The sequence below is a fragment of the Pelagibius sp. genome (assembly GCF_028281305.1).
GTDB lineage: Bacteria > Pseudomonadota > Alphaproteobacteria > Kiloniellales > Kiloniellaceae > Pelagibius.
The window spans coordinates 1-24,910 of the sequence record NZ_JANQKD010000012.1 but is presented as its reverse complement, the minus strand read 5'-3'; the positions used below and the strand labels follow the sequence as shown (position 1 = coordinate 24,910).

The window sequence follows — 24,910 nt, the reverse complement described above, 5'->3', positions numbered from 1 at the left end:
GCGCGGGTCCCGACTGTTGTGCGAAAACCTTCGTCCACTGGGTTGGGCGCCTACTGGGTTGGGCGCTTAGTAGGTCGGGTTGAGCTTCAGATAGTCGTAGCGGTCGCCCGACTTGATGGAGACTTCGCGAAAGCCGTTGTCGCCCTTCAGGACGGTCAGGGGCACGTCGATCCCGGCACTGCCCAGCGCCCAGACCTTGCGATAGAAGTCGGCGAGCGTGCTGACCGGCTCGCCCTGCACGGCGACGATGATGTCGTTCTCCGTGATGCCGGCCGAGGCGGCGGGCCCCTCCGGGGAGACCCGGTTGATGAAGACCCTGCCGCGGACCTCTTCGGTGAAGAGGCCGAGCCAGGGTTTGGCCGGGCCACCGGCGCGTCCCTGGCGCATCAGGTCTTCCATGATCGGCTCCAAAAGCGAGATCGGTACGAACATGTTGCCGGGGAACTGTCCGCCTTCGGTCAGGGCATCGCCGACAATCAGCGAGCCGATGCCCAGGAGACGCCCGTCGGCGCCGATCAGCGCTGCACCGCCGAAGCTGCGGTAGGGCGGGGCGGTGAAGATGGCGCTGTCCAGCAGGTACTCCCAGTATCCTGCGAACTCCCGCCGGGAGACCACCATCGCCGGGCTCGGCCCGTCCGGGCCGGCGACCAGGACCTGGGTCTGCGCCGGAAGGTCGTCGGAATCACCGAGCTCGATCGGCGCGACGTTCAGGGGCGTTGCCGGGCGCAGCAGGCCGAAGCCCGTATCGTAGTCATAGGCGACAATCTCTGCCGGGATCGTTGCGCCGTCCTGCAACTGGATCTCTGCCTGCACGGCCTCGAGGATCAGATAGCCGATCGTCAGCACCAGGCCGTCGTCGCTGATGACGACGCCGCCGCCTTCCCGTTCGGTGCCCAGCGTTCTCGCGGTGCGGGCATCGGGCGGGACCTCGGCGCGCACAGTGACGACCGCGCTCAGCGGGTTGGCGGTGGCCGGCAGGGTCGCCAGCCCGAGAAGCAGAAGGAGGCTGAAAAACGCGAGAGTTCGCAGGGTCGCGAATGACCGGGGGCATGCCTTCGGCAGGCCGTGAGCTTCTGTCCACATGCCGCTCTCCTATGGTTGCGGCGTTTCCCCCTGCGTTTGATTAACCATAGCACGGGATCACCGGGAGTGTGGCGGTATTGTTGCTTTTGTCAGTGGTCAAACAGGTTCCTGGAGCCCTGCAATCCTTCGCACCGTTTACCGAATCGGAGGAATATACTGATACGAATTCTTCTTAGGATTGCATCTATGGGGCGCGTCTTGAGCCCCTCTGCTCGTGTCTGAGACCGCATCCGAGGGAGGAACTGCTTCTTGGTCGCCGTCGTTGGCATCGTTATGGCCGCCGCCATGTCGGGGCTCTTTCTGCTTGCCGGGTTCGTGGCAACGTTCCTGCCGGGATTGGCGGTGCTGCAGTTTGCCTGGGCGAAGAAGTCGGTTCCCAGTGCGCTCGCGGGCCTTGTTCTTCTGGCGGTGCCGCTCATCGTCGTCGGCGATTCCCAAGCACGGTTCCTGGAGGAGTTGAAGACGCACGATACCGGTTTTGCCTTTGCCCTCTGTTTCGTTCCAGGGCTGTTGGTTCTGCTTCATGCGGCCAGTTCAGAACCGCCCAATCTCGGCATTCGCTCGCTCATGGCCTATCTGCTCCTGCTTTTGCTGCTGGCGGCTTTCGCTGGCTCTGCTTCCGTTGCCTATCTCTGGGTCGTGGCCTTCGTCGCTCTTGGCTTCGTGCTGATTGCCGTGTTCGGCAGCCGGAAGTCGCTGCGCCCGCTCCGCGCTGCGGGTCTCGTGCTGTCAGCCGCCCCGATAGCGGCCATAGTGGTTCACGACCTTGCCATGGCATCCTGAAGCGAACCGCCAACGGACGGCGGCCTCCACAGTGCGGTGGCGCCGTGCCGTTTCGTTCCTTACTGAGTTCTGATCCGGGTGGTTGGAAGTCGTCGCGGCCTGCGTCGATGCCCGCGGCAAGGACGGCTGCCGTCAGTCCTCCAACAGATAATCGCCCTGGCGGTGCGGCAGCGCATCCTCTCCGACCACCTTGGCAATGGGCATGCCCGGGCGCGCGTAGCGCTGGCTGCGGCGCGACAGCACGAGGCCCGAGGCGCGGGTGGTGACGGGCAGGCGCGCATGCTCCGGCACTGCTGTCGGATCCACGATCCAGGCGATCACGTCCCCTGCTTCCACTTCGTCGCCCAACTGCACGGTGTAGGCCAGCACGCCGGTTGCCGGCGCGCGCACCGAATCGGTCGCATCCAGGGCTGTGGCCTGGCAGCGCAGGGTCGGCGGCGGCGGCGGATCGCCGGCGACAACGCCGAAGCGCTGCAGGCTGTGAAACAGGGCCTGGGCGTCACCGGCGGCTGTGGCATCGTCGACGTCGGCGAAGCCGCGCAGCTCCACGGTCGCGGCGAGGCAGGCGGCGGGAATGGGGTGCTGCGGATAGTGTTTGGCAAGCCGCGTCCAGGGCGTGGAGAAGGTCTCGTCGAAGGAGTTGCCGCCGGAATCCTCGGCCAGCAGCACTGCCCGGCAGCCGAGATCGGCGGCGAAGTCTGCCGCCTGGGGCCAATGCGCCGGGATGAGGAAGAGGTGCATCAGGGATTCGTCGTCGCAGTGCAGATCCCAGACCAGATCGGCATCGACCGCGAGCGAGGCCAGGGCCAGCCGCAGCGACTCCAGTTCGCTGCCCGGCTCCTGGGCCTCCAGGTGGGCGCGCTGCGCGGCGCGGATCGCCTCCACGTTGGCCGCTTCGTCGCTCCCCAGTCTGTCCTCCAGGCCGTCGACGATCGGGGCATAGAGGTCCGGCCAGTTACGGTTGAAGTTGCCGCCGCCGCCGGCCTCGTAGCGCCCGAGGTGCATGCCGTTGGCGAACTGGGCGAGGCCGATGGGATTGGCATAGGGCACCAGGACGATCTCGCCGCGGATCTCGCCACGCGCCTCGGCCGCCGCCAGCAGGCCGTGGAGGTGATGCAGCACCAGGAGCCCCGGCGTCTCGTCGGCGTGGAGCGAAGCCTGCAGATAGGCCTTGGGCCGCGCGCCCGGCTGCCCGAAACGATGGACTGTCAGTACGCGGCTGGTACCGGGGCTGGCGGGGAGCAGGGGGATGGTCTCGGTCCTGGGGGGCATCGGGGGAGTCCTGTGAGGGAGGGCGACGGCGGCATGAAAGGCGCAGCGCCGGCTCCGGTCAAGGCCGGCCTGCCGCCGGCCTTTGGCAGGGGCGCGTCAGTTGCCCGGCGGGGGGCCGTTTCCGCGCGTGAGCGGCCGCCCGCCTTACGCTATAAGGAGGGCATGTCAGATCCTCAAGTCTCGGAACCCGGGGCGGGCCCCATGGCCCCCCAGCCTTATCCCTATCTCGACGCCCTTAACGAGGGCCAGCGCGCCGCCGTCGAGGCGCTGGACGGTCCGGTTCTGGTGCTGGCCGGTGCCGGCACCGGCAAGACCCGCGTTCTGACCACGCGCCTGGCGCACCTGCTGATGACCGGGCGCGCCCGCTCGCCGGGGGAGATCCTGGCGGTCACCTTCACCAACAAGGCGGCGCGGGAGATGAAGGATCGGGTCGCCGCGCTGCTCGAACGGCCCTCGGTGGAGGGCTGGTGGCTCGGCACCTTCCATGCCATGGCGGTGCGCATTCTCAGGCGCAATCCGGAGGCCGTGGGCCTGCGCAGCAACTTCACCATCCTCGACACCGACGACCAGATCCGCCTGGTGAAGCAGATCCTGCAGGCCGAGTCGGTGGACGAGAAGAAGTGGCCGGCCCGGGCCCTGCTGTCGATCTTCGAGCGCTGGAAGGACCGCGGCCTGACGCCGGAGAAGGTCTCGGCAGGGGAGGCGGGGGACTTCGCCCGCGGCCGCGCAGTGGAGCTCTACGCCACCTACCAGGAGCGCCTCAGAACCCTCAACGCCTGCGACTTCGGCGACCTGCTGCTGCACAACCTCACGCTCTTTCAGAACGAGCCGGAGGTGCTGGCCGACTACCACCGGCGCTTCCGCTACATCCTGGTCGACGAATACCAGGACACCAACGTGGCGCAGTACCTCTGGCTGCGCCTGCTCGCCCAGGGCCACAAGAACATCTGCTGCGTCGGTGACGACGACCAGTCGATCTATGGCTGGCGCGGCGCCGAGGTCGGCAACATCCTGCGGTTCGAGGAGGACTTTCCCGGCGCCAAGGTGGTCCGCCTGGAGCGCAACTACCGCTCCACCGGACGCATCCTGGCCGCGGCCTCCGGTCTCATCGCCCATAACGAGGGCCGCCTGGGCAAGACCCTCTGGACCGAGGGCGAGGAGGGCGAGCTCATCCGCCTGCGCGGCCTCTGGGACGGCGAGGCCGAGGCCCGCTTCGTCGGCGAGGAGATCGAGGCCATGCAGGCCCGGGACAAGGACCTGGACCTGAAGGAGATCGCCATCCTGGTGCGCACCGGCGCCCAGACCCGGGAATTCGAGGAACGCTTCATCACCCTCGGCCTGCCCTACCGTGTGGTCGGCGGCCCGCGCTTCTACGAGCGCATGGAGATCCGCGACGCTTTGGCCTATCTGCGCGTGATCCAGTCGCTCGACGACGATCTCGCCTTCGAGCGCATCATGAACAAGCCCAAGCGCGGCCTGGGCAACGCCACGCTGCAGCTGCTTTATCAGACCGCGCGGGCCGGCAACGTGCCCCTCACCCTGGCGGTGCGGCGCCTGCTCGACACTGACGAACTGCGCCCCGCCGCCCGCCGCGCGCTGGGCAATCTGATGGCCGACTTCGACCGCTGGCGGGAGATGGCGGAGACCACGCCCCACCCCGAACTGGCGGAGCTGGTGCTGGAGGAGTCCGGCTATACCGAGATGTGGCTGAACGACAAATCCCTGGAGGCGCCCGGGCGGCTGGAGAACCTGAAGGAACTGGTCAACGCCATGGGCGAGTTCGAGACCCTGGCCGGCTTCCTGGAGCACGTCTCCCTGGTCATGGAGGCGATCTCCCAGGAAGGCCAGGACGTCATCACCATCATGACCCTGCACGCGGCCAAGGGCCTGGAGTTCGACACCGTCTTCCTGCCGGGCTGGGAGGAGGGGCTGTTCCCCAACCAGCGCGCCCTCGACGAGACCGGCCGGCGCGGGCTGGAGGAGGAGCGCCGCCTCGCCTATGTCGGGCTCACACGGGCGCGCAAGCGGGTGATCATCTCCTTTGCCGCCAATCGGCGCATGCACGGCTCCTGGGCCGCGGCCATTCCCTCGCGCTTTGTCGACGAGCTGCCGGGCGAGCATGTCGCCCAGGAAAGCGACCAAGGCATTTACGGCGCCGCGAGTTCCGCTTTTGGCGGTATGGGCGGCGGGATGGGAGAAGGCATGGGCGCCTGGCGCGAGGCGCGGGTGAGCCCGGGGCTCAGCCGGGCGCGGGCGCGCCAGGGCCAGGAGAGCGCCCCCTTTATCGACGTGACGCCGACGCGCATCGAGACCATCGGCAGCGGCGCCTTCCAGCGCGGCGACCGGGTGTTCCATCAGAAGTTCGGCTACGGCTCCATCGCCTCGGTGGAGGGCGAGCGCCTCAACATCCGCTTCGACAAGGCCGGCGACAAGAAAGTCATCGCCAGCTTCGTCGTCCCTGCCGATCAGGCCGGCTGAGCAATCAGAACCTCGAATCTCTATGAGGAAGAGAGCTTAAGCACCCTGGAACAAAGCTGAGGCAATGCAGCAACCGGTACGGATATATCTAGACACTTCGGACTACGCAGCTTTTTGCGGTGACCCTTTGAACAAAGAAGTCCGTCGAGTGAAAGAATATCTGAAAGAACAAAGTGCCCGAGGCACAATAGAAGTGGGGTTCTCATGGCCTATCATTTCTGAACTCATTCAGGACTTTGATGAAGAGCATCGACATAGCCGAGTAAGGCGAGCTGAAGTCCTGAAAGAGGTTTGCGGAACCAATGCGTTTTGCCATCCGACTGAGTTTCATCAAGGGCCCGTTTTCTCCTATGATGGATACTGGTTTCCAAACATCCAAGGATCCTTCGATATCCGAACGGTGGAGGCTGTTTGGATTAAGCAGATTGGAGCGAATAAACAGCTGATCCCAAATCGCTCCCAGCGCAATGCTCTGAAGAACGTAAAACACAGGAGACGGGCGCTTCGACAAATTCCACAGCTTGCGGATCTGACCAAGGCTGACCTAGGGCTAATGCCACTTACGGATAAGTTTGTGAAAGGTCAGTACCTGTTCAGGTTTATGGTTGGTGAGATATCGGAAGCTGAAGCGAACAGAGAGCTGCTTAAGATTGTTACAGATCCCGTGCTTTACATTGTTAGCTGGTTCGATATGGCGGGGAAGACGAACACCTTTACGAAGGAAATGCACTCGGCTTCAGCTGCAATGGAGGAGAAGTTTGTTGCCTTGAGGCTCCAGGCGGAAAGAGCAAGAGAGTCGATTGAGGATATGAAAGCAATCGAACGTGACATGTACAGAGAGAAGATGCCTCTAGACATCATAAGAGGTCATAAACAGATCAGGTCTAAGCTATCGAAAAAGCTTGAAATCGAACAAGTTATCAAACCGGATGCCGACCTCTGGCAGATCTTAGGCCACCACACTTATGAGGTTTTCATTGCGTACGTAAAGGAACGCCTTGACCCTTCTGGCATGAAGTCAAGGAGGTCTGATTTCGCTGATATACTGCATGCAGCGTATATCCCGCACTGCGATCTCTGGCGAGGTGACTCGCCTTTCGCAAACATGCTCATAAAGAGATCGATAAGTCTCTCGGACAGGATCGTCCCCAAGCTTACGGACCTTCCCAACCGTATTGAGCAGTTCCGAGAGCCGCGGATAGAATTCAATGAGTAAAACGACCTGTGTGTTCGGCATCGCTAGTATTGGCAAGAAGCTTTGACGGCAACCTACTGCCTGAGCTTGGCGCTGCCCGAACCTGCCCTGGCCGCCTTCGAAGCGGTCTTCGAGCCGCTGGGCGGGGCCGTGGTGACGGGCGGGCGCGACGGGCAGGGGCTGGTGCCCTGGCAGGTCTATCTTGCGGAGCCGCCGGAGGCCGGCGAGCTCGGTCGCCTGCTGGCTCTCGCGGCGGAGATCGCGGGGATCGAAATCCCTGATCACAGCATTGAAGCCGTGCCGGATGTGGACTGGGTGGCGGAGACCCAGAAAGCCCTGCCGGAGGTAACGGCCGGGCGCATCCGCATCCGCGGCTCCCACATCACAACGCCTGCGCCGCCGGGTGCGATCGATCTGCTGATCGATGCCAATGCGGCCTTCGGCACCGGCCGCCACGAGACGACCCGCGGCTGCCTGCTGGCGCTGCAGGATCTTGCCAAGCGGCAGGCAGCCCAGAGGGTGCTGGACATGGGCTGCGGATCGGGGGTGCTGGCCATGGCCGCCGCCCGGCTCTGGCCCTGTTTCGTGCTGGGGGTGGACAACGATGCGCCGTCTCTCGTCGTCGCGCAGGAGAACCTGCGCGCCAACGGCGTGGCCGACAGTGTCCGTCTGTTGCGCAGCGACGGCTTCCGCAGCGCGGCGGTGGCGGCCCAGGGGCCCTATGACTTGATCCTGGCGAACATCCTCGCCGAGCCGCTGTGCCGCATGGCGGAGGATCTGAAGCGCCACCTCGCGCCTGCCGGCAGCACGGTTCTGTCCGGCTTGCTGACCACGCAGGAACGCCAGGTCATCGCGCGCTACCGCGCCGCGGGCCTGCGGCTCAGGCGCCGCATCCGCCTGGCGGAGTGGTCGACCCTGGTTCTGGAGCGGCGGTAGCCCTCCAGAGCCCGACAAGGAAATGGCGGCGTCCGCCCCAAGGCCTCTGGGACAAACGCCGCCATCCTTCGCCGTCCTGGCGATCGGCCGTCCTGGCGGTAAAGCGGTTAGGGTCCGCGCATCAGGTCCGCTGCTCAGGCGGCCGTCGAGCGGCCGAGGTTGGCGTTCGCCGGAACCAGCAGGTCGGGCAGGGTGCCCGTCACGTTGGCGGGGGTCACGCTGGCCGGGACGTCGGGCCGGCTCGCCACTGCCGACGCGAAGGACGGGCTGGCGGCTGCAACCGTCTTGCCGTCGACCAGGGCCTCGGCAACCTCATGCAGGTTGGCCCGGTCCAGGCCGATGTCGTCCAGCATCTTGTCCGACAGCGTCGAGAGCTCGCTCAGGGTGCGGCGCAGCCGGTAGCTGCGCTGAACCCGCTGGGCCAGCACATGCCAGATCGAGCGATGGCTGGCCTGCGGCCCCGTCGCGGTCGTCGCGGCGGCGGCGATGTCGGCGCGCTCAATACCGATGTCGGCCAACATGGCATCGCTGAGCCCATGCAACTCGGCGATGGTGTGGCGGCGCTGCTGGGCGCGGGTCAGAGCGGAGACCAGGGCGGTCACCCCGGACCAGCGCGCAAGGGCGGCGGTGCTCCGGGTCAGGGTTTCGGCGACGAAGCGGGCCCTCATGTGGCGGGCGGTTTGAATGACATCCAAAACGTCAACGGATCGAGGTGCCCACCGAACGTCGGCCCCCTTTGCGGCGGCTTCTTGCAAGTCGTACAGGCGGGTCATTGTTTTTACTCCAGAATTCGAACGGGGCGTCACGGGTCTTGCCAAGCGGCCCGCGAGCCATGACTTTTCACTTGAGAGATACGCGCAAACGGTCGAAATCGAAGCCGGGATTTTTGCACTGCAGCATTGCGCTATCCGCATGGAACAGAATGCAAAACCGGATAGATATAGGAAAAAATGCACATGACGCCATCGGAACCTGCAGCGCTTGCCGAAAAGGACGCGAAGCGGTCCGCGCCTGCCGCCGGGTCCCCGGCGGCTGAGAGACTTGCAGCCTTGCGCGCGGAACTGGCCCGCCGCGGCGTGGAGGGCTTTCTTGTGCCCCGCGCCGACGAGCACCAGGGCGAGTATGTGCCGGCCTCCGCCCTGCGCCTTGCCTGGCTGACCGGCTTCAACGGCTCGGCGGGGATGGCGGCCGTACTGCCGGAGGCGGCAGCGATCTTTATCGACGGGCGCTACACCCTGCAGGTCCACACCGAGGTGGACACCGGCCTCTTCACGGCGCGGCACGTGACCGAGGAGCCGCTGTCGGGCTGGCTGACCGAAACCCTGAAGCCGGGGCAGCGCCTGGGCTTCGATCCCTGGCTGCACACCGAGGCCCAGATCCGCCGGCTGGAGAAGACGGTCGGCGCGCTGGGCGCGGAGTTGGTCGCGTTGGCGGGCAATCCGCTGGACGCCGTCTGGCGCGATCAGCCAGCGCCGCCACAGGCCGCCATCCTGCCCCACGACCTGCGCTACGCGGGGGTAGAGAGCGCCGAGAAGCGTGAGAGTCTGGGCAAGGGCCTGGCCGACAAGGGGGTGGCGGCCGCGGTCATCACCCTTCCGGATTCCATCGCCTGGCTGCTGAACGTGCGCGGCGGCGACGTCGAGCGCTCGCCGCTGCCGCTGTCCTTTGCCCTGCTTCATGCCGACGGCGGGGTGGAGTGGTTCGTCGATGGCGCGAAGGTCGGTGATGCCCTGGTGCGCCATCTCGGCAACGCGGTCTCCATCGAGGCGCCGGAGCGCCTGGCCGAGGCGCTGGACCGTCTCGGCGCCCAAGGTGCGAAGGTCCTGGCCGACCCTGCAACGGCGGCCCGCTGGGTCTTCGAGCGCCTGCGCGCCGCGGGCGCGGAGGTGGTTGCCGGGGCCGACCCCTGCTTGCTGCCGAAGGCGTGCAAGAACGAGACCGAGCTGGCAGGCACCCGCACCGCACACCGCCGTGACGGCGTGGCCCTGGCCCGCTTCCTCCACTGGCTGGACGGGGAGGCTGAGGCCGGTCGTCCCCTGACCGAGATGGCGGTGGCGGGGCGCCTGGCCGCGTTGCGCGGCGAGAACGGCGAGCTGCGCGACCTGTCGTTCGATACCATCGCCGGCTCCGGTCCCAACGGCGCCATCGTCCACTACCGGGTCAGCGAGGAGAGCGACCGGGCCCTGCAGGCGGGCGAGCTCTTCCTCTGCGATTCCGGCGCCCAGTACCCGGACGGTACGACCGATGTCACCCGCACCGTTGCTATCGGCACCCCCAGCGCGGAGATGTGCGAGCGTTTCACTCTGGTGCTGAAGGGCCACATCGCGCTGGCCATGGCGCGCTTCCCAAAGGGCACCTCCGGCAGCCAGCTCGACAGCCTGGCGCGCTACGCGCTCTGGCAGCACGGGCTCGACTACGATCACGGCACCGGCCACGGGGTGGGCAGTTACCTGAATGTCCACGAAGGCCCGCAGCGGATTTCCAAGGTGCCGAACTCGGTGGCGCTGGAGCCGGGCATGATCGTCTCCAACGAGCCGGGCTACTACAAGACCGACGCCTACGGAATCCGGATCGAGAACCTTGTGGCCGTGGTGGAAAGCCCGCGCGGCCCAGGCGAAGAGCGCGACATGCTGGCCTTCGAGACCTTGACCCTGGCGCCCATCGACCGCCGTCTCATCCAGCCGGAGCTACTGAACGCGGACGAGATCGCCTGGATCGACGCCTATCACAAGAGGGTCCGGGAGACGCTTGCATCCCAGCTTGAAGGGGCGGCGCAGGACTGGCTCGAAGCGGCGACGGCGCCGTTGGGGGCTTAGCCCAGGTCTGGTCTACTCGTCGGGCGTCTCGAAGAGCGCCTTCATGTAGATGTGCTGGATGTCCTGGATGTGGCGGGCGATGTCCGCCAGGTCCTGGCCGATCCGCTCGGCCATCTGCAGGTCTTCGCTGATGTAGAGGTCGGTGGGCTCGGCCCAGCGCTGGGTCATATGGATCAGGGCCCTGTAGGCGGCCTTCTCGTGCGCCTTGTCGCCGCGCCCCAGTTCCTGGACGCGATCGAGGATGAATTCCAGACTGTCGTCGGCCGTCAGCATGTTCCCACCTGCCCGCTAGATTGACCGGAGGAAACCTACAGATCACGGGTAAATAGATTGTTTAGATTGCGGAAAAAGGCCGATTTCCTTGGGGCTTCTCGCATCTGCTCAGGCGGCGGAGAAAAAAGTTTAGCAGAGGGTGATCCAAGCCGGATCCGCCCGCGTAAAGGCGAATACACCCATTTGATTGCTGTAACTCACGCCCCGCCTTTTGGCGGGGCATTCTTTTTTCCCTCCTGCTTTCCCCGGCTGCCGCACGAAATCCAGAAGACCGCCGCCCGCCACCGCATAAGTTGACTGGGGGGCCCTGCCCTGCGCCGGGAGATGTGTTTCGGCAGGCTTCGCAGCCAAGCCAGGGATTCTTTCACATCTCCTGCTCTTGCCGCAGAGGGCAAAGCCCTTACTTAGTAAACTGTTAAGTCTACCGATCCCCAGTTTTTCTCGCGCCGGCAAAACACCAACAAAGAGAGCCGGCACGTCAGGCGCTTTGGGCGGCGCCGACCCACCTACTCAGATCTGGAGCCGCAGGAATGGTAAGACTGCTGATCAATGGCGAGGAGCGTCAGCTCGATGTCGCTCCCGAAACCCCTTTGCTTTGGGTAATCCGTGACGAGCTGGGCCTCACTGGAACCAAGTTCGGCTGCGGGATTGCGATGTGCGGTGCCTGCACTGTGCACATGGACGGCTTTCCGATCCGCTCGTGCTCGACCGCCGTGGCCGATGCCGAAGGCAGCGAGATCACGACGATCGAAGCCGTGAACGGCAAGGCGGCGCAAGCCGTCCAGGCTGCATGGGAGAAGCTCGATGTCGTGCAGTGCGGTTACTGCCAGTCCGGCCAGGTGATGTCGGCCATCGCGTTGCTGAGCGAAAACCAGAAGCCGACGGACGAGGACATCGACGCGGCGATGAGCGGCAACGTCTGCCGCTGCGCCACCTATGTCCGGATCCGCGCCGCCATCCATGAGGCGGCTGAGATGATGGAGACCTGATGCCATGCTCGCAGGATTGAAAGACAGTGCCGTCAGCCTGACCGCTGACGCAGCCCCGACTGCGGCGCCCAGCCGCCGCCAGTTCCTCAAGGCCAGTGCCGCCGCAGGGGCGGGCCTCGTCATCGGCGTGACCCTGCTGCCGGGCGGCGGCAAGATCGCCCGGGCCGCGGCGCCGGCGGCAGCCGCGCCCGTTGACCCCAATGCCTTCGTGCGCATTGCGCCGGACAACACCGTTACGGTGGCGATCAAGCACATCGAATTCGGCCAGGGCACCTACACCGGCCTCTCGACCCTGGTGGCCGAGGAGCTGGATGCCGACTGGTCGCAGATGCGGGCCGAACACGCCCCCGCCGACGCAACGCTCTACAACAACCTTCATTGGGGACCGGTGCAGGGCACCGGCGGCAGCTCGAGCATCGCCAATTCCTACATGCAGATGCGCCAGGCCGGCGCGGGTGCGCGTGCGATGCTGGTCATGGCCGCCGCCGAAGCCTGGGGCGTGTCGCCTGAGGAGATCACGGTGGCCAAGGGCGTGGTGTCGCACGCCGGCTCGGGCCAAAGCGCGACCTTCGGCGAACTGGCCGAGCGGGCGGCGGCGATGGAACCGCCCGGCGAGGTGACGCTGAAGGACCCGGCGGACTTCACCTTGATCGGTAAGCATGCCCCGCGCCTGGACAGCCGGGCCAAGTCCCGCGGCGAGGCGATCTACACCATGGACAAGACCTTGCCGGGAATGTTGACGGCGGTGATCGCCCGCCCGCCGATTTTCGGCGCGACCCTGAAGTCTTTCGACGACACCGCGGCGCGCGCGGTGCCGGGCGTCACCGACGTGGTCGCCGTGCCGCGTGGCGTGGCGGTTGTTGCAAACGGGTTCTGGGCCGCCTCCCAGGGCCGCGATGCCCTCACCATCGAGTGGGACGAAAGCACTGGCGAGACCCGGGGCTCGGCCGAGATCATGGCCGAGTACAAGCGCTTGGCTGACCAGCCCGGCACGGTCGCGCGCAACGACGGTGCTGTGGAAGAAGCCTTCGCCTCTGCCGCCCGCGTGTTGGAAGCGGAGTACGAGTTTCCCTTCCTCTCCCATGCGCCGATGGAGCCGCTCGACTGCCTCGTCGATCTCAAGGCCGACTCCTGCGACGTCTGGACGGGATCCCAGATCCCGACCGTCGATCATGGCGCGGCCGTGGCCATCTCGGGTCTGAAGCCGGAGCAGGTGCGCGTGCACACCCTCCTGGCCGGCGGCAGCTTCGGGCGTCGCGCGACGGCAAACGCCGACATGGTCTCCGAGGGCGTCAGCGTCGCCAAGGCCATCGGCGGGCGCGCACCGGTCAAGGTCGTGTGGACCCGCGAGGACGACATTCAGGGCGGCAGCTACCGCCCCATGTACTTCCACCGGCTGCGCGCCGGCCTGGATGAGAACGGCAACATCGTCGCCTGGCATCACCGCATCGTCGGACAGTCCATCGTCCGCGACACGCCCTTTGCCGCCGCGCTGATCCAAAACGGCATCGACAAGACCTCGGTCGAGGGCGCGAACACCCTGCCCTATGCCATTCCCAATCTGGCCGTCGACCTGCACACCACCGACGTAAAGGTGCCGGTGCTCTGGTGGCGAGCGGTCGGCAGCACCCACACCGCCTATTCGACGGAGGCCTTCATCGACGAAATCGCAGAGGCCGTCGGGCGCGATCCGGTCGAGTATCGTCTGGAGATGCTGGCCGAGCACCCGCGTCACGCAGCGGTGCTGAAGCTGGCGGCGGAGAAAGCCGGCTGGGGCGAACCTGCGCCGGCGGGGCGCGCCCGCGGGATCGCGGTACACGAATCCTTCAACTCCTACGTCGCGGAGGTCGCCGAAGTCACCGTCGGCGACGACGGGGAGATCAAGGTGGATAAGGTGGTCTGCGCGGTCGATTGCGGCGTGGCGGTCAATCCGGACCAGATCAAGGCGCAGATGGAGGGCGGCATCGGCTATGGCCTGAGCGCGATCCTCCGCGAGGCCGTGACCCTGGATGGCGGGCGTGTGGAGCAGTCGAACTTCCACGACTACACGCCGCTGCGCATCAATGATATGCCGGAAATAGAGGTGCACATCGTGCCGTCGGCCGAGGCGCCCACCGGTGTCGGCGAGCCGGGTACCCCGCCGATCGGACCGGCGGTCGCCAACGCGGTCTACTCGGCGACCGGACAGCGCATCCGTCAGCTGCCGATGTCCCTGCACGGGCTCACCGGCGCCTGACGATCGCTGCATAGAAAGTACGCGAGCCCTCCCCGGTGCTGCCGGGGAGGGCTCAAGTCTTTTTGGGGGCTGCCGGTTCAGTCGGACAACAGGTCTGCCCGCCGTTCCAGCGCATGTTTGCGCTGCGCCGCCGCTGCATCCCGGGTGGCCGGGGCCTTGCGGATTCAGATCGTATAGGAGGGCAGCACCGCCTCCAGCGCCGTCGCTTCGACGCCCAGGTCTGCCAGGGTCAGCGCGTCGTCCGCGACCACGTTGTCCTGGCGCATCAGGGCGACCTGCGCGGCGGTGATCGGCGGGCGCGGAAGGACGGTGGCCAGCGTTGCGAGGCCCTGCCAGACAGGAAAGGGCAGGGGCAGCAGGCGGGGCCTCCTGCCGATCCGCGCCGCCACCAGTTCGAGCAGCGCGCGGTAGCTGTAGGTCCTGGGTCCGCCCAGGTCGTAGGCGGCCCCCGGCGCCGCCGGATGCCGTAGCGCGGCGCCAACCGCCGCGGCGACATCGCCGACGAAGACCGGCTGCAGCCGGGTGGCGCCGCTTCCGAAGAGCGGGACCACCGGGCTGCGCCTGATAACTCCTGCCAGCGCGGTGACGAAGCTGTCGCCGGGACCGAACAGCGCGCTAGGGCGCAGGATCGTCGCCTTGGGAAAGACATCCAGCACCAGCGCTTCCCCTTTGGCCCGGGAGCGCACATAGGCGGCCGGCGAGTTCAGATCCGCACCGATGCCGGAGATCTGGACAAGACGCGCGACCCCTTGCGCAGCGCAGCGTTGTGCAACGGTGCGAGCGCCCTCCTCGTGGATGGCCGCGAAGGTCTCGTCGCCCTGCTCGATATAGAGGCCGACGGCGTTCACCGCCGCATCAGCCCCCTGCAGCGCCGCGGCAACGGAGTCCGCGTCGCGCAGGTCGGCCCGGACCGCCTCTGCGCCCGGTACTCCGACCCGCTCGGGACGCCGGGCCGCGGCGCGCACGGGAATGGACTCTGCGACCAGGTGCCGAACGATCTCGCGGCCGAGAAACCCCGAGCCGCCGAAGACCGTGACCTGCCCGGGGCGCTGTTGCGATGCCATGGCGTTTCAGCCTCCGCGACCGAGTGTAGGGACCACGGCCGCGGGCGCAAAGCGCGCGCTGTCCTGGGGCATGGCTGCTCGCTTGCGCCCAGCGCTGGGCATTGTATCGTCTGATCCTCCCCAGCGCCGCGCACCGATTTCCCAACGCCAGAGGACCGACAGGAGAAAACCATGTCCGCCACCTTCGCGACCTACCCCAGCCTCGCCGGCAAGACCGTCTTCGTCACCGGCGGCGCGTCGGGCATCGGCGCCGAGATCGTGACCGCCTTTGCCGCCCAGGGATCGAAGGTCGGCTTCGTCGACCTGGACGCGGCGGCGAGCGCGGCCCTGGCCGAGAAGCTCGGCGGCGCAGTTGCCTTCGAGATCTGCGACCTGCGCGACATCGACGCGCTGAAAAGGGCCTTTGCCGCCCTGCGTGAGACGCTGGGTCCGGCCGGCGTGCTGGTGAACAACGCCGCCCGGGACGACCGCCACGACTGGCGCGAGACCACGGCGGATTATTTCGACGACCGCATCGCCACCAACCTGCGCCACATGTTCTTCGCCATCCAGGCGGTGGCCCCGGACATGATCGAGGCCGGCGGCGGCGCCATCATCAACATGGGCTCCAACTCCTGGTGGGAGGCGGGGGGCGGTTTCCCTGTCTATGCCACCGCCAAAGCCGCCGTGCACGGCCTGACCCGCACCATGGCCCGCGATCTGGGCGACCACCGGATCCGGGTGAACACCGTGGTGCCCGGCTGGATCATGACCGAACGCCAGAAGCAGCTCTGGGTGACGCCGGAGGCCATCGAAAAACACCGGGAGCGTCAATGCCTGCCAGACCTGATCGAGCCGGTCTACGTCGCCCGCATGGTGGTCTTCCTGGCCTCCGACGATGCCGCCATGTGCAGCGCCAACAACTACATGGTCGAAGCCGGTTCGATCTAGCCAGGTCGATCTAGACGGCTTTAGAAGGTGAACAGCCGCGTGTCGTCCTTCAGCAGCCCGGCGGCGATGGCCGGCGGCTTGGCGACGCCCACACCGGCAATCAGATCGGCGGCGGTCTTGCCGCTGTTGGGCAGGTAGAGCGCGCAGACCTGGGGCTGCACCCCCATCTCGATCAGTTGCATCAGCATGCCCTGGGGCGTCGCGCCGCGCGGCTTCAGCACCGTCTGCGGCGCGTCCTTCAGGGCGAGGTCGCCACCGGGGCCGCAGAGCAGCAGTTCCACCGCAGCGCCCTGCCGAACCGCCTGGGTGGACAGGACCATGGCCATCCCCTGGGTCTGGGGCTCCGGCGAGGTGACAACGACGAAGAGGGTTTCCCTGTCCTCGCTCGCCAGCGCCGGGCCGAGGCTCAACGCGTTCGCAAGTATCATGACAACCGCAACAGCGATCTGTCTCATGACGTCTTCTCCTTGTTGATCGGGAAAGGCGGACTGGAGTTCGCCCAGGCTCCAGGTCCCAGGCTCCAGGTCCCAGGCTCCAGGTCCCAGGCTCCGGGCCTTAGGCCGCGATTTCCTTTTTGCAGAAGTACCAGTCGGTGTACTCGTAGCCCTCTTGCCGGCGCGCCTCAGCCTCTTCGGCGGTTTGCGGCGGCGGCACGATCACCTTGTCACCGGGCTGCCAGCCTTCCGGGGTGGCGACGCCGTGGACATCGCTGGTCTGCATGGCTTCGAGCAGCCGCAGGAGTTCCGGTACCGAACGGCCGTTGCTCATGGGGTAATAGACCATGGCGCGCAGCATGCCCTCGGGGTCGATGAGAAAAGTCGCCCGCACCGCCGAGGTGTCGCTGGCGCCCGGCTGAATCATGCCGTAGGCCTGCGCCACCGTCATCGAGAGGTCTTCGATGATCGGGAAGGGGATCTCGACGCCGAAGGTCTCCTTGATGTTTCGCATCCAGGCAAGATGCGCGAACCGGCTGTCAATGGAGAGCCCCAGCAGATCGCAGTTCAGGGCCTGAAACTCGTCATATGCCCTGGCAAAGGCGATGAACTCGGTCGTGCAGACCGGGGTGAAGTCCGCCGGGTGCGAGAACAGCACCAGCCAGCGCCCGCGGTAGTCTGCGAGCGATCGACGGCCGGCCGTGGTCTTGACCTCGAAGGCCGGCGCCGGCGCATTGAGCTGTGGCATCGCGGATTGCGGTTGTGAGTCGTCCTTGGACACTTCGGAATGCTCCTTCGTGAGTGAGTGATGCTGCGCAGAGTGTTTCCGCGCCGCGGGACGGGCGGCCTCTGACGCTCTCGCGCCTGTCTAGAGCGCCGCTGGCGGGCGGTCGGTGACAAAGTCACCGGAATGCCCCGCGACATTGCGCCTCAGGGCGCGGCGCAGGAGGTCTGACGTCAGGCCGCGAGACCCGGCGTCTGGCGCACGTAGTCCACGACGGCGGTTCTGAACCAGACCTGGGCCGGGTCGTTGTGGCAGCGCGGATGCCAGACCATCTGCAGGCCGAAGCCGTCGAGCTCGAACGGCAGGGGAAGAATGTCGAGATTGGCGCCGCAGGTCATGGCGAGCCGCTCGGGAAACACGCAGACAAGATCCGAGGTTTCGATGACGGGCGCGGCCAGCAGGAAGCTGGGCAGGGATACCTGCACCCGGCGGGCCCGTCCGATTTGCTCCAGCGCCCGGTCGACGGCGCCGACGAAGCCGCCGCCCTCCGGTGAAATGAGCAGGTGGTCCAGCGCGCAGAAGCCGCCCAGATCCGGCGGCGTTGCACCGCGCGGATGGCCCTTGCGTTGCGCGAAGACAAAGCGCTCCTGCAGCAGCGGGCGCGCCTTGGCATCGTTGAGGGTGACGAAGCTGGTGACGATGCTTGCATCCAGGCGCCCGGACTCCAGGTCCAGCCAGGCCCTGTCGCTCCGGAACGGCATCATCGCCAGACGGATCCCGGGTGCGAGGCGGCGCAGGTGGCTGACCAGGCCGCCCGACAGCATGGCATGCACATGATCCGTGCCGCCGAGCCGGAAGGTGTTCTCAGCCGTGGCCGGCTCGAAGGCCGCCTGGGTGCGCAGCAGCCCCTCCAGGTCCTGCAGAAGCCGGCGCAGGGGATCGCGGAGCGCCTCGGCGCGCAGACTCGGCACCATCCTGCGGCCCGAGGCGACCAGCAACGGATCGCCGAACAGCGCCCGCAGGCGCGCAAGCTGGGCCGACATCGCCGGCTGGCTGACCCCGACGCGGCGCGCCGCGGCGGTTACGCTCCCTTCGTCGAGCAGCGCATCCAGGGACCGCAGCAGGTTGAGATCGAGCGTCTTTAAATCCATTGAATTGATAGATCAGATCAATGTCATCGATTTGAATTATCGAATGGGAGTGGCCAGATGGCAATTCCTGAGACTCAAAAAGATCCCGCAGCACCGCATCTCCGCGGTGAACGGCCGCTCATCCGCAGCGGTCGGAAGGCAATTGCGAGAAGAGCAGATACGAAAAGGACCGTGAACATGAAAATCGGATTCATCGGCAGCGGCAGCATGGCCCGCGCCCTGGCCGGCAAGTGGCAGGGCAAGCATGACCTGCTGTTCAGCGCCAGGGACCTGGGGAAGGCGGCGCTGGTCGCCGCCGACTACGGCGCCCAGGCGGGCAACGCCCGCCAGGCAGCCGAGTTCGGCGACGTGGTGGTGCTCGCCACCCGCTGGGAAGATGCGCTCGACGCCGTCGCGCAGGCCGGGGGCGACGATGTCTTCGCCGGCAAGGTGGTGATCGACATCAACAACCCGGTCAGCACCGAGACCTTTCTGACCACGCGCGAGGACGGCCGCTCGCTGACGCAGGCTTTGGAAGCGGTGCTGCCCGGCGCCGAGATCGGCAAGGCCTTCAACATGGCCCAGGCCGCCGTCTGGGCGAACCCGGAGATGACCTACGACGGGCGGCCCATGGTGACCCTCTTCACCGCCGAGACCGAACGCGCGACGGAGACCATCGCGGACCTGATCCGAGACGTCGGCGCCGAGCCCCTGAAGCTCGGCGGCAACGCCCATGCCTACCAGCTTGAGGCGGCCGCGGCGATCGTCATCAAGTTTCTCTTTGCCGGCCGCGACCCGCAGACGATCCTCAACTTCATCCAGCCGGAAGTGAAGCCGGTGCGCTGAGCAAAGGAGAGACGACGGGCATGGGCGGGCCGGATCTCACGGGAAAACACGTGGTGGTGGTCGGCGGCGGCAGCGGCATCGGCCGCGCCACGGCGCAGGCCGCCGCAGCGCAGGGCGCAAGGGTGACACTGTCGAGCCGCAACCGCGACAGGCTGGCCGAGGTCGCGCAGGCCATCGGCGGCGGGACCGCCGCCGTGCCGCTCGACATGACCGATCCGCGGGGCGTTGCCGCCTGGGCCGGCGCCCTGGGGCCGCTCGACCACCTGGTCATTTCGGCTTCCAGCGCTGCCCACGGCTCCTTTGCCGAGATGGAGATGGCGGCGCTCACCGGCATGTTCGAGGCCAAGTTCTTCGGGCCCTACCAGACTGCGCGGGCCGCCCTGCCGCAGATCGGCGACGGCGGCTCCATCACCTTCTTCTCCGGCGTGCTCAGCCGGCGCCCCGGCCTCAACTGCGCCGGCCTGGGGGCGGTCAACGGCGCCGTCGAGGGTCTGACCCGGGCGCTGGCGCTGGAACTCGGCCCCGCAATCCGCGTCAACTGCGTATCGCCGGGCATGGTACGCTCCGAGGCCTATGCTGCCATGCCCGCCGAGGCGCGCGAGCGCATGTACGAAGCGACCGGCGAGTCGCTGCCGCTGGGCCGGGTCGGCGAGACGGATGAAGTCGCTCAATCCGTTCTCTTCCTGATGACCAACAGCTTCACCACCGGCGTCGTGCTCGATGTCGACGGCGGCCATATGGTCCGCCAGTACGCGACACGGTGAGGGGGCTGGCGCCGTCGCCCCGCGCTGTCAGGTGCCGTGCGGTGACAACGCCGGCGGTAAGGTGGAAGAGCCGAAAGCGAGCCGAAGCGGTCACTGCTACCGGGCAACACGAACGCTGTGCGGGACAAAGCGGCCAGTGCGCTGATGTCCAAAGCGCGTCTGATTGCGGACATTCGCACCGCCGGCTATGCTGACGCTGCGCCGAAATCACCTGAAGGCTACAGCTTTTGATTATCGCATTCGTTCAAATACCCCTCGATGAGCCAAAACGTGATCACGACTTTGTCGTCAAGCAATCTGTTGAGGCGACCAAGATTTTCCATGACGTGAAAGGGCTCAAGCGGAAGTACTTCCTGAACAGCGAAGCCGGAGGTGGGGGCATCTATGAGTTCGCCACCAAAGAGGACGCCGAAGCCTGGTTCAACGACGGCTGGGCTGATTGGATGCAAAGTCGCTTTGGCGCGCGGCCTACCCTTACCCTGTTCGACAACCCTGTCGTATTGGACAACGTGGCCGACGAGGTTCGGGTTGACGGAAAACGCGTCGATCCCCCGTGGGCCGACGCTGAATGATCGAAATCAGTGTTGGGCACGGCGCCCTGTTGAGGACGGTCGGGCATGAGGAGTCACCGCCAATTGTTTTGCTCCATGCCTTCGGCGATTCCAGCCATTGCTATGATTATCTCCTCTCAAGCAAGCTTGCTGAGACCTATAGGCTGATTGCCGTCGATCTCTGGGGGTTTGGTGGTTCGCCGGCCCGACCTGACGTTCAGACCTTCGCGCAGTTCTCCAAGGCATTGGCCGATCTGCTGGGCGGCTTGTGGACAAGGCAGCCCATTGGTTTGGTCGGCCACTCAATTGCCGGCTCCATGGCTGTCGAGGTTGCGTCTTTGCTCGGTGACAGGGTTTCCGGCGTTTTTTCCATCGAGGGCAATCTGACGCCCGCCGATGCGATGTTCACCGGGAGAGCCTGCGACTTCGATGACCCCCGGTCGTTCAAAGAGGCTTTTCTCATGGAGATCTGGGAGCTCGGTCAATCCTCTCATGCCTTTCGGCACTACTATGCAGGGTCTTGCGTCGGTGACGCGGCGACAATGTGGACTCTCGGAAGGGATGCTAAGTTCGTGAGTGAAGGCAATCGACTCGGTAAAGCCTTCCAGGCTCTCTCTCATCCAAGCCTCTACTACTGGTCCCGGGCAAGCACTCCTCCTGAGACGCAGGAATGGATATCTGGCAGCGGTATTCCGAATGAGATCTATCAGAACGCCGGTCACTGGCCGATGGTAGAGCAGCCGCAAGACACCGCAGCGTCGATTGATCGATTCTTTCAAACTGTCGTCAAGTGATCGCATCGAAAGGCAGAGAAGCCTTTTGAACCCGGTACTTTCCGCAGAAGACCGAGGTCGTTGAAGGGCTCGTTCCTGTCACTGCGGTTGACTGTCAGCAATGACCTCTTACGGCAGGAAGCAGCTCATCCTTGGACTCCGGGCTGGAAAGGCTGGCCCGGCCTCAACAACAAGAGAGGCAGGTCCTCTCGCAGGGCGTTTCGTCCGATCAGGGTCTGCCATTCCTCTTCGCTGAGCTTGGCAATGCCGTGCTGTCCGGCCTTCTTGGCCTTAGAGCCGGTGTCGGCGCCGAGGCTTCCGACGAAACGGCCGAAGGGGCGGGTGCTGTTGCGTGCTGCATGGCGGCTGCGACATCCTGCCCCACCGCCGTTCGCTGTCTGTGGTCTGCCCGGGGCCTTTCCGGGGTTTCTCTGCGTGGCGCTTGCCCTGCGACTCTTTGTGTCACTGTGATGCGCCGCGCCCCTGTGACATAGTTACAGAGCGGGCTGCGGCCGCCGGTTAGAAACCGCCCTGGCTTGACAGCCGCGCCGTCGAAGCGACCATGGATATCGATCCCGCCGCCGTAGAAAAAGGCTGCTCTCGGCTCCTAGGCGCTTCGATTAACAACTTTCGAGAGTCGCAGTCCCATGTTCGCCTATTTCGATGCCGTTCTTCTGGCGCGTATACAGTTCGCTTTCACGGTCTCCGCGCACATCATCTTTCCCGCCTTCACCATCGGCCTGGCCAGCTATCTGGCGGTACTGGAAGGGTTGTGGCTCTGGACGAAGGACAAGCGCTACATAGAGGTTTTCCACTACTGGAAAACCATTTTCGCCGTTGCCTTCGGCATGGGCGTCGTCTCGGGCATCGTCATGAGCTATCAGTTCGGCACCAACTGGAGCGTCTTTGCCGACAAGACCGGTCCCATCCTGGGGCCGCTCATGGGCTACGAAGTACTGAGCGCTTTCTTTCTGGAAGCCGGCTTTCTCGGCGTCATGCTCTTCGGACTGAACCGTGTCGGCCCCAGGCTGCACTTCTTTTCGACGTTGATGGTTGCCGCCGGCACGCTGTTCTCCGCGTTCTGGATTCTCTCGGTGAACTCCTGGATGCAGACGCCGGCCGGCTTTGCGGTCAATGCTGCCGGTCAGTTCGTTCCCGACGACTGGTGGGCCATTGTTTTCAATCCTTCCTTTCCCTATCGCCTGGTGCACATGGTGCTGGCAGCCTATCTGACGACGGCCCTGGTGGTCGGCGGGGTCGGCGCCTGGCACCTGTTGCGTGCACCACGCGACGAGGGTGCGCGGATCATGTTCTCGATGGCCATGTGGATGGCTCTGATCGTGGCTCCGCTGCAGGTCGTCGCCGGCGACCTGCATGGCCTCAACACCCTGGAGCATCAGCCGGCGAAGGTGGCGGCGATGGAAGGCCACTACGAGACCCAAAAAGGCGCTCCCCTGATTCTCTTCGGCCTGCCGGACGACGACGCCGCGGAAACGCGCTATGCGGTGGAAATCCCGAACCTGGGATCGCTGATCCTGACTCATGACTGGGAAGGCGAGGTGCAGGGCCTCAAGGCCTGGCCGCGGGACGAACGACCGCCGGCCGAGATCGTTTTCTGGAGTTTCCGCCTGATGGTCGGCCTGGGCCTTGCCATGGTGGGGCTGGGTCTCTGGAGCGCCTGGGCGCGGCTGCGCGGTGTTTTCTATCAAGCGCGTTGGCTGCAGCGCGCTGCCGTCCTCCTGGCGCCTTCGGGATTCCTGGCCGTGCTTGCGGGATGGGTGACGACGGAGGTCGGCCGGCAGCCCTGGACCGTGCAGGGCCTGTTACGGACGGCGGAGTCCGTCTCACCGCTGGATGCCGCAGCGGTCGGCGCTTCGCTCGTCGCTTTCATCCTCGTCTACTTCGCGGTCTTCGGAGCCGGGACCTTTTACATCCTGCGGCTCATGGCCAAGCGCCCGGATATCGGAATCGACGAAGACATCGGTCCCGTGCGCGCCGCCGGCATTACCCCGGCGCCGGCCATCGACCCGGACCGTCTCATCCGCCCGGCCCGATAAGGAGGAGCATGTCATGGAACTCGATCTTCCGTTCATCTGGGCCGGACTGATCGCCTTCGCCGTGCTGGCCTATGTCGTCCTCGACGGCTTCGACCTCGGGGTCGGCATTCTCTTTCCGCTGATGAAGAGCGAAGGGGACCGCGATCTCGCCATGAACTCCGTCGCGCCCGTGTGGGACGGCAACGAGACCTGGCTGGTGCTCGGCGGCGGCGGGCTCTATGCCGTCTTTCCGCTCGCCTACGCGACCATCCTTCCGGCGCTTTACGCGCCGCTCATTGCCATGCTGATCGGCCTCATCTTTCGCGGCGTTTCCTTCGAGTTCCGCTGGCGCACCCGGCGTGGCAAGTTCCTTTGGGACTGGGGCTTTGCCGGTGGCTCCCTTCTCGCCGCCTTCGCGCAAGGCATCGCACTGGGCGCCCTGGTGCAGGGCATCGAGGTGGTCGATCGTGCCTATGCCGGTGGCTGGTGGGACTGGCTGACACCCTTCACGCTGCTGACCGGCCTCGCGCTGGTGGCCGGCTACGGGCTGCTGGGCGCGACCTGGCTGGTGATGAAGACCGAGGGCGCGTTGCAAGACCGCGCGCGGAGTCTCTCCCCGGTGCTGGCGGTGTCGACCCTGATCGCGATTGCTGTCGTCAGCCTCGTGACGCCGTTTCTCAATCCCGTCTATCTCGAACGCTGGTTTGCCTGGCCGACGGCGGTGTTCAGCCTCATTGTTCCGGCTCTGGTGCTGGCCTGTGCCTGGCTCATCTACCGCGGGCTGGCGACGCAGCGCGATGCTCTGCCGTTCCTCGCATCGTTGGGGCTCTTCGTTCTCTGCTACACGGGCATCGGCATCAGTTTCTACCCTTACATGGTGCCGCCCGGAGTCACCATCTGGCAGGCGGCCGCGCCCGACGCGAGCCTGGGTTTCCTGTTGGCCGGCGCGGCTTTCCTGATCCCCATCATCCTCGGATACACGGCTTACGCCTACTGGGTGTTCCGCGGCAAGGTCGATCCCTCGGAGGGTTATCACTGATGGGACGCCTGCGCCGGTTTCTCTGGTTCGTCGCGCTCTGGGCGGCGGGTGTCCTGACCATCGGCACCCTCGGCTATGCGATCAAGCTTGTGCTTGCGCCCTGAGGTCCGGCTGGCCGGTCGGGGGGACGGACCTGGGGCGGCGACAGACAGGCCGTTTCGGGCTGGTGAAGTCCCGACCTCTGCCAGCCCACTTCACCCGATCAGGGTCTGCCATTCCTCTTCGCTGAGCATGGCGACGCCGAGCTGTTCGGCCTTCTTGGCCTTGGAGCCGGCATCGGCACCGACCACCACGTAGTCGGTCTTCTTGGAGACCGAGCCGGCCACCTTGGCGCCGAGGGCCTCGGCTTTCGCCTTTGCCTCGCTGCGGGTCATGGTGACCAGGGTGCCGGTGAAGACCACGGTCTTGCCGGCGACGGGTGAGTCGGTGGTGGCCGCGGCCACGGCCTCGACCTCCAGTTCCGCCGCCAGGTCGTCGACCATTGCCTTGTGCTGCGGATCGCGGAAGAAGGCGCCGATGTCGTCGGCCATGTTCATGCCAATGCCCTCGATGTCGCAG

The 24,910-nt window shown here is 65.8% G+C and carries 24 protein-coding genes; 15 read left to right on the top strand and 9 right to left on the bottom strand.

Annotation, left to right across the window (positions count from 1 at the left end; all coding sequences use genetic code 11):
* Positions 1 to 66 precede the first annotated feature (66 nt).
* Positions 67 to 1,083, bottom strand: coding sequence for a S1C family serine protease (locus Q0982_RS02315; protein ID WP_299391357.1), 1,017 nt, complete (start codon positions 1,081 to 1,083; stop codon positions 67 to 69).
* 249 nt (positions 1,084 to 1,332) lie between these two features.
* Here Q0982_RS02315 and Q0982_RS02310 point away from each other — a divergent pair, with 249 nt between their 5' ends.
* A complete protein-coding gene (locus tag Q0982_RS02310; RefSeq protein ID WP_299391356.1) occupies positions 1,333 to 1,866 on the top strand; it encodes a hypothetical protein in 534 nt (177 codons plus the stop codon).
* A gap of 132 nt (positions 1,867 to 1,998) precedes the next feature.
* Here the strand turns inward: Q0982_RS02310 and Q0982_RS02305 are convergent, their stop codons facing one another.
* On the bottom strand, positions 1,999 to 3,138 hold the full coding sequence (locus Q0982_RS02305; protein WP_299391354.1) for a succinylglutamate desuccinylase/aspartoacylase family protein: 1,140 nt from the start codon (positions 3,136 to 3,138) through the stop codon (positions 1,999 to 2,001).
* 162 nt (positions 3,139 to 3,300) lie between these two features.
* Here Q0982_RS02305 and Q0982_RS02300 point away from each other — a divergent pair, with 162 nt between their 5' ends.
* From Q0982_RS02300 to Q0982_RS02290, 3 genes are all read left to right on the top strand, one after another.
* Complete coding sequence (locus Q0982_RS02300) at positions 3,301 to 5,616, top strand: ATP-dependent helicase (protein ID WP_299391353.1); 2,316 nt, start codon at positions 3,301 to 3,303, stop codon at positions 5,614 to 5,616.
* A gap of 148 nt (positions 5,617 to 5,764) precedes the next feature.
* On the top strand, positions 5,765 to 6,832 hold the full coding sequence (locus Q0982_RS02295; protein ID WP_299391351.1) for a hypothetical protein: 1,068 nt from the start codon (positions 5,765 to 5,767) through the stop codon (positions 6,830 to 6,832).
* A 42-nt stretch (positions 6,833 to 6,874) separates the two neighbouring features.
* Positions 6,875 to 7,747, top strand: coding sequence for a 50S ribosomal protein L11 methyltransferase (locus Q0982_RS02290; protein WP_299391349.1), 873 nt, complete (start codon positions 6,875 to 6,877; stop codon positions 7,745 to 7,747).
* A 134-nt stretch (positions 7,748 to 7,881) separates the two neighbouring features.
* Here Q0982_RS02290 and Q0982_RS02285 read toward each other — a convergent pair whose 3' ends face one another.
* Positions 7,882 to 8,415, bottom strand: coding sequence for a DUF1127 domain-containing protein (locus Q0982_RS02285; protein ID WP_299391348.1), 534 nt, complete (start codon positions 8,413 to 8,415; stop codon positions 7,882 to 7,884).
* Positions 8,416 to 8,703: 288 nt separating this feature from the next.
* Between Q0982_RS02285 and Q0982_RS02280 the strand changes: the two genes are divergently transcribed.
* Positions 8,704 to 10,563, top strand: coding sequence for an aminopeptidase P family protein (locus Q0982_RS02280; RefSeq protein WP_299391346.1), 1,860 nt, complete (start codon positions 8,704 to 8,706; stop codon positions 10,561 to 10,563).
* Between the two features lie 12 nt (positions 10,564 to 10,575).
* On the opposite strand, the gene Q0982_RS02275 is transcribed toward Q0982_RS02280, so the two are convergent.
* Positions 10,576 to 10,836 (bottom strand): hypothetical protein, encoded by a 261-nt coding sequence (locus Q0982_RS02275; RefSeq protein WP_299391345.1) that lies wholly within the window; start codon positions 10,834 to 10,836, stop codon positions 10,576 to 10,578.
* Between the two features lie 530 nt (positions 10,837 to 11,366).
* Between Q0982_RS02275 and Q0982_RS02270 the strand changes: the two genes are divergently transcribed.
* Together Q0982_RS02270 and Q0982_RS02265 are read left to right on the top strand one after the other, a co-directional pair.
* Entirely contained in the window at positions 11,367 to 11,825 is a 459-nt protein-coding gene (locus tag Q0982_RS02270; protein WP_299391343.1) for a (2Fe-2S)-binding protein, read from the top strand.
* 4 nt (positions 11,826 to 11,829) lie between these two features.
* Positions 11,830 to 14,061, top strand: a complete 2,232-nt coding sequence (locus tag Q0982_RS02265; protein ID WP_299391342.1) for a molybdopterin cofactor-binding domain-containing protein — start codon at positions 11,830 to 11,832, stop codon at positions 14,059 to 14,061.
* 164 nt (positions 14,062 to 14,225) lie between these two features.
* Here the strand turns inward: Q0982_RS02265 and Q0982_RS02260 are convergent, their stop codons facing one another.
* A complete protein-coding gene (locus tag Q0982_RS02260) occupies positions 14,226 to 15,125 on the bottom strand; it encodes a complex I NDUFA9 subunit family protein (protein ID WP_299391340.1) in 900 nt (299 codons plus the stop codon).
* 171 nt (positions 15,126 to 15,296) lie between these two features.
* Between Q0982_RS02260 and Q0982_RS02255 the strand changes: the two genes are divergently transcribed.
* Positions 15,297 to 16,055: an SDR family NAD(P)-dependent oxidoreductase gene (locus Q0982_RS02255; protein ID WP_299391339.1), complete on the top strand. Its 759-nt coding sequence runs from the start codon at positions 15,297 to 15,299 to the stop codon at positions 16,053 to 16,055.
* 20 nt (positions 16,056 to 16,075) lie between these two features.
* On the opposite strand, the gene Q0982_RS02250 is transcribed toward Q0982_RS02255, so the two are convergent.
* From Q0982_RS02250 to Q0982_RS02240, 3 genes are all read right to left on the bottom strand, one after another.
* Complete coding sequence (locus Q0982_RS02250) at positions 16,076 to 16,510, bottom strand: hypothetical protein (RefSeq protein ID WP_299391337.1); 435 nt, start codon at positions 16,508 to 16,510, stop codon at positions 16,076 to 16,078.
* A 100-nt stretch (positions 16,511 to 16,610) separates the two neighbouring features.
* On the bottom strand, positions 16,611 to 17,270 hold the full coding sequence (locus tag Q0982_RS02245) for a peroxiredoxin (RefSeq protein ID WP_299391336.1): 660 nt from the start codon (positions 17,268 to 17,270) through the stop codon (positions 16,611 to 16,613).
* 176 nt (positions 17,271 to 17,446) lie between these two features.
* The gene (locus Q0982_RS02240) at positions 17,447 to 18,364 is read right to left on the bottom strand and encodes a LysR family transcriptional regulator (RefSeq protein WP_299391334.1); all 918 of its coding nucleotides are present in this window, start codon (positions 18,362 to 18,364) and stop codon (positions 17,447 to 17,449) included.
* A gap of 177 nt (positions 18,365 to 18,541) precedes the next feature.
* Here Q0982_RS02240 and Q0982_RS02235 point away from each other — a divergent pair, with 177 nt between their 5' ends.
* From Q0982_RS02235 to Q0982_RS23780, 7 genes are all read left to right on the top strand, one after another.
* Positions 18,542 to 19,189, top strand: coding sequence for an NADPH-dependent F420 reductase (locus tag Q0982_RS02235; RefSeq protein ID WP_299391333.1), 648 nt, complete (start codon positions 18,542 to 18,544; stop codon positions 19,187 to 19,189).
* 20 nt (positions 19,190 to 19,209) lie between these two features.
* Complete coding sequence (locus Q0982_RS02230; RefSeq protein WP_299391331.1) at positions 19,210 to 19,953, top strand: SDR family oxidoreductase; 744 nt, start codon at positions 19,210 to 19,212, stop codon at positions 19,951 to 19,953.
* A gap of 227 nt (positions 19,954 to 20,180) precedes the next feature.
* Positions 20,181 to 20,525: a hypothetical protein gene (locus tag Q0982_RS02225; RefSeq protein ID WP_299391330.1), complete on the top strand. Its 345-nt coding sequence runs from the start codon at positions 20,181 to 20,183 to the stop codon at positions 20,523 to 20,525.
* Positions 20,522 to 21,298 (top strand): alpha/beta fold hydrolase, encoded by a 777-nt coding sequence (locus tag Q0982_RS02220; protein WP_299391328.1) that lies wholly within the window; start codon positions 20,522 to 20,524, stop codon positions 21,296 to 21,298. The genes Q0982_RS02225 and Q0982_RS02220 overlap by 4 nt, the downstream gene beginning before the upstream one ends.
* Positions 21,299 to 21,924: 626 nt before the next feature.
* Positions 21,925 to 23,334 (top strand): cytochrome ubiquinol oxidase subunit I, encoded by a 1,410-nt coding sequence (locus tag Q0982_RS02215; protein ID WP_299391327.1) that lies wholly within the window; start codon positions 21,925 to 21,927, stop codon positions 23,332 to 23,334.
* 13 nt (positions 23,335 to 23,347) lie between these two features.
* Complete coding sequence (cydB, locus tag Q0982_RS02210; protein ID WP_299391325.1) at positions 23,348 to 24,352, top strand: cytochrome d ubiquinol oxidase subunit II; 1,005 nt, start codon at positions 23,348 to 23,350, stop codon at positions 24,350 to 24,352.
* On the top strand, positions 24,352 to 24,456 hold the full coding sequence (locus Q0982_RS23780; RefSeq protein WP_322096934.1) for a DUF2474 domain-containing protein: 105 nt from the start codon (positions 24,352 to 24,354) through the stop codon (positions 24,454 to 24,456). Before cydB ends, Q0982_RS23780 begins: the two co-directional genes overlap by 1 nt.
* 90 nt (positions 24,457 to 24,546) lie before the next feature.
* On the opposite strand, the gene Q0982_RS02205 is transcribed toward Q0982_RS23780, so the two are convergent.
* Positions 24,547 to 24,910: BRCT domain-containing protein (locus Q0982_RS02205; RefSeq protein WP_322096933.1), on the bottom strand; the 364-nt coding region annotated here is incomplete at its 5' end.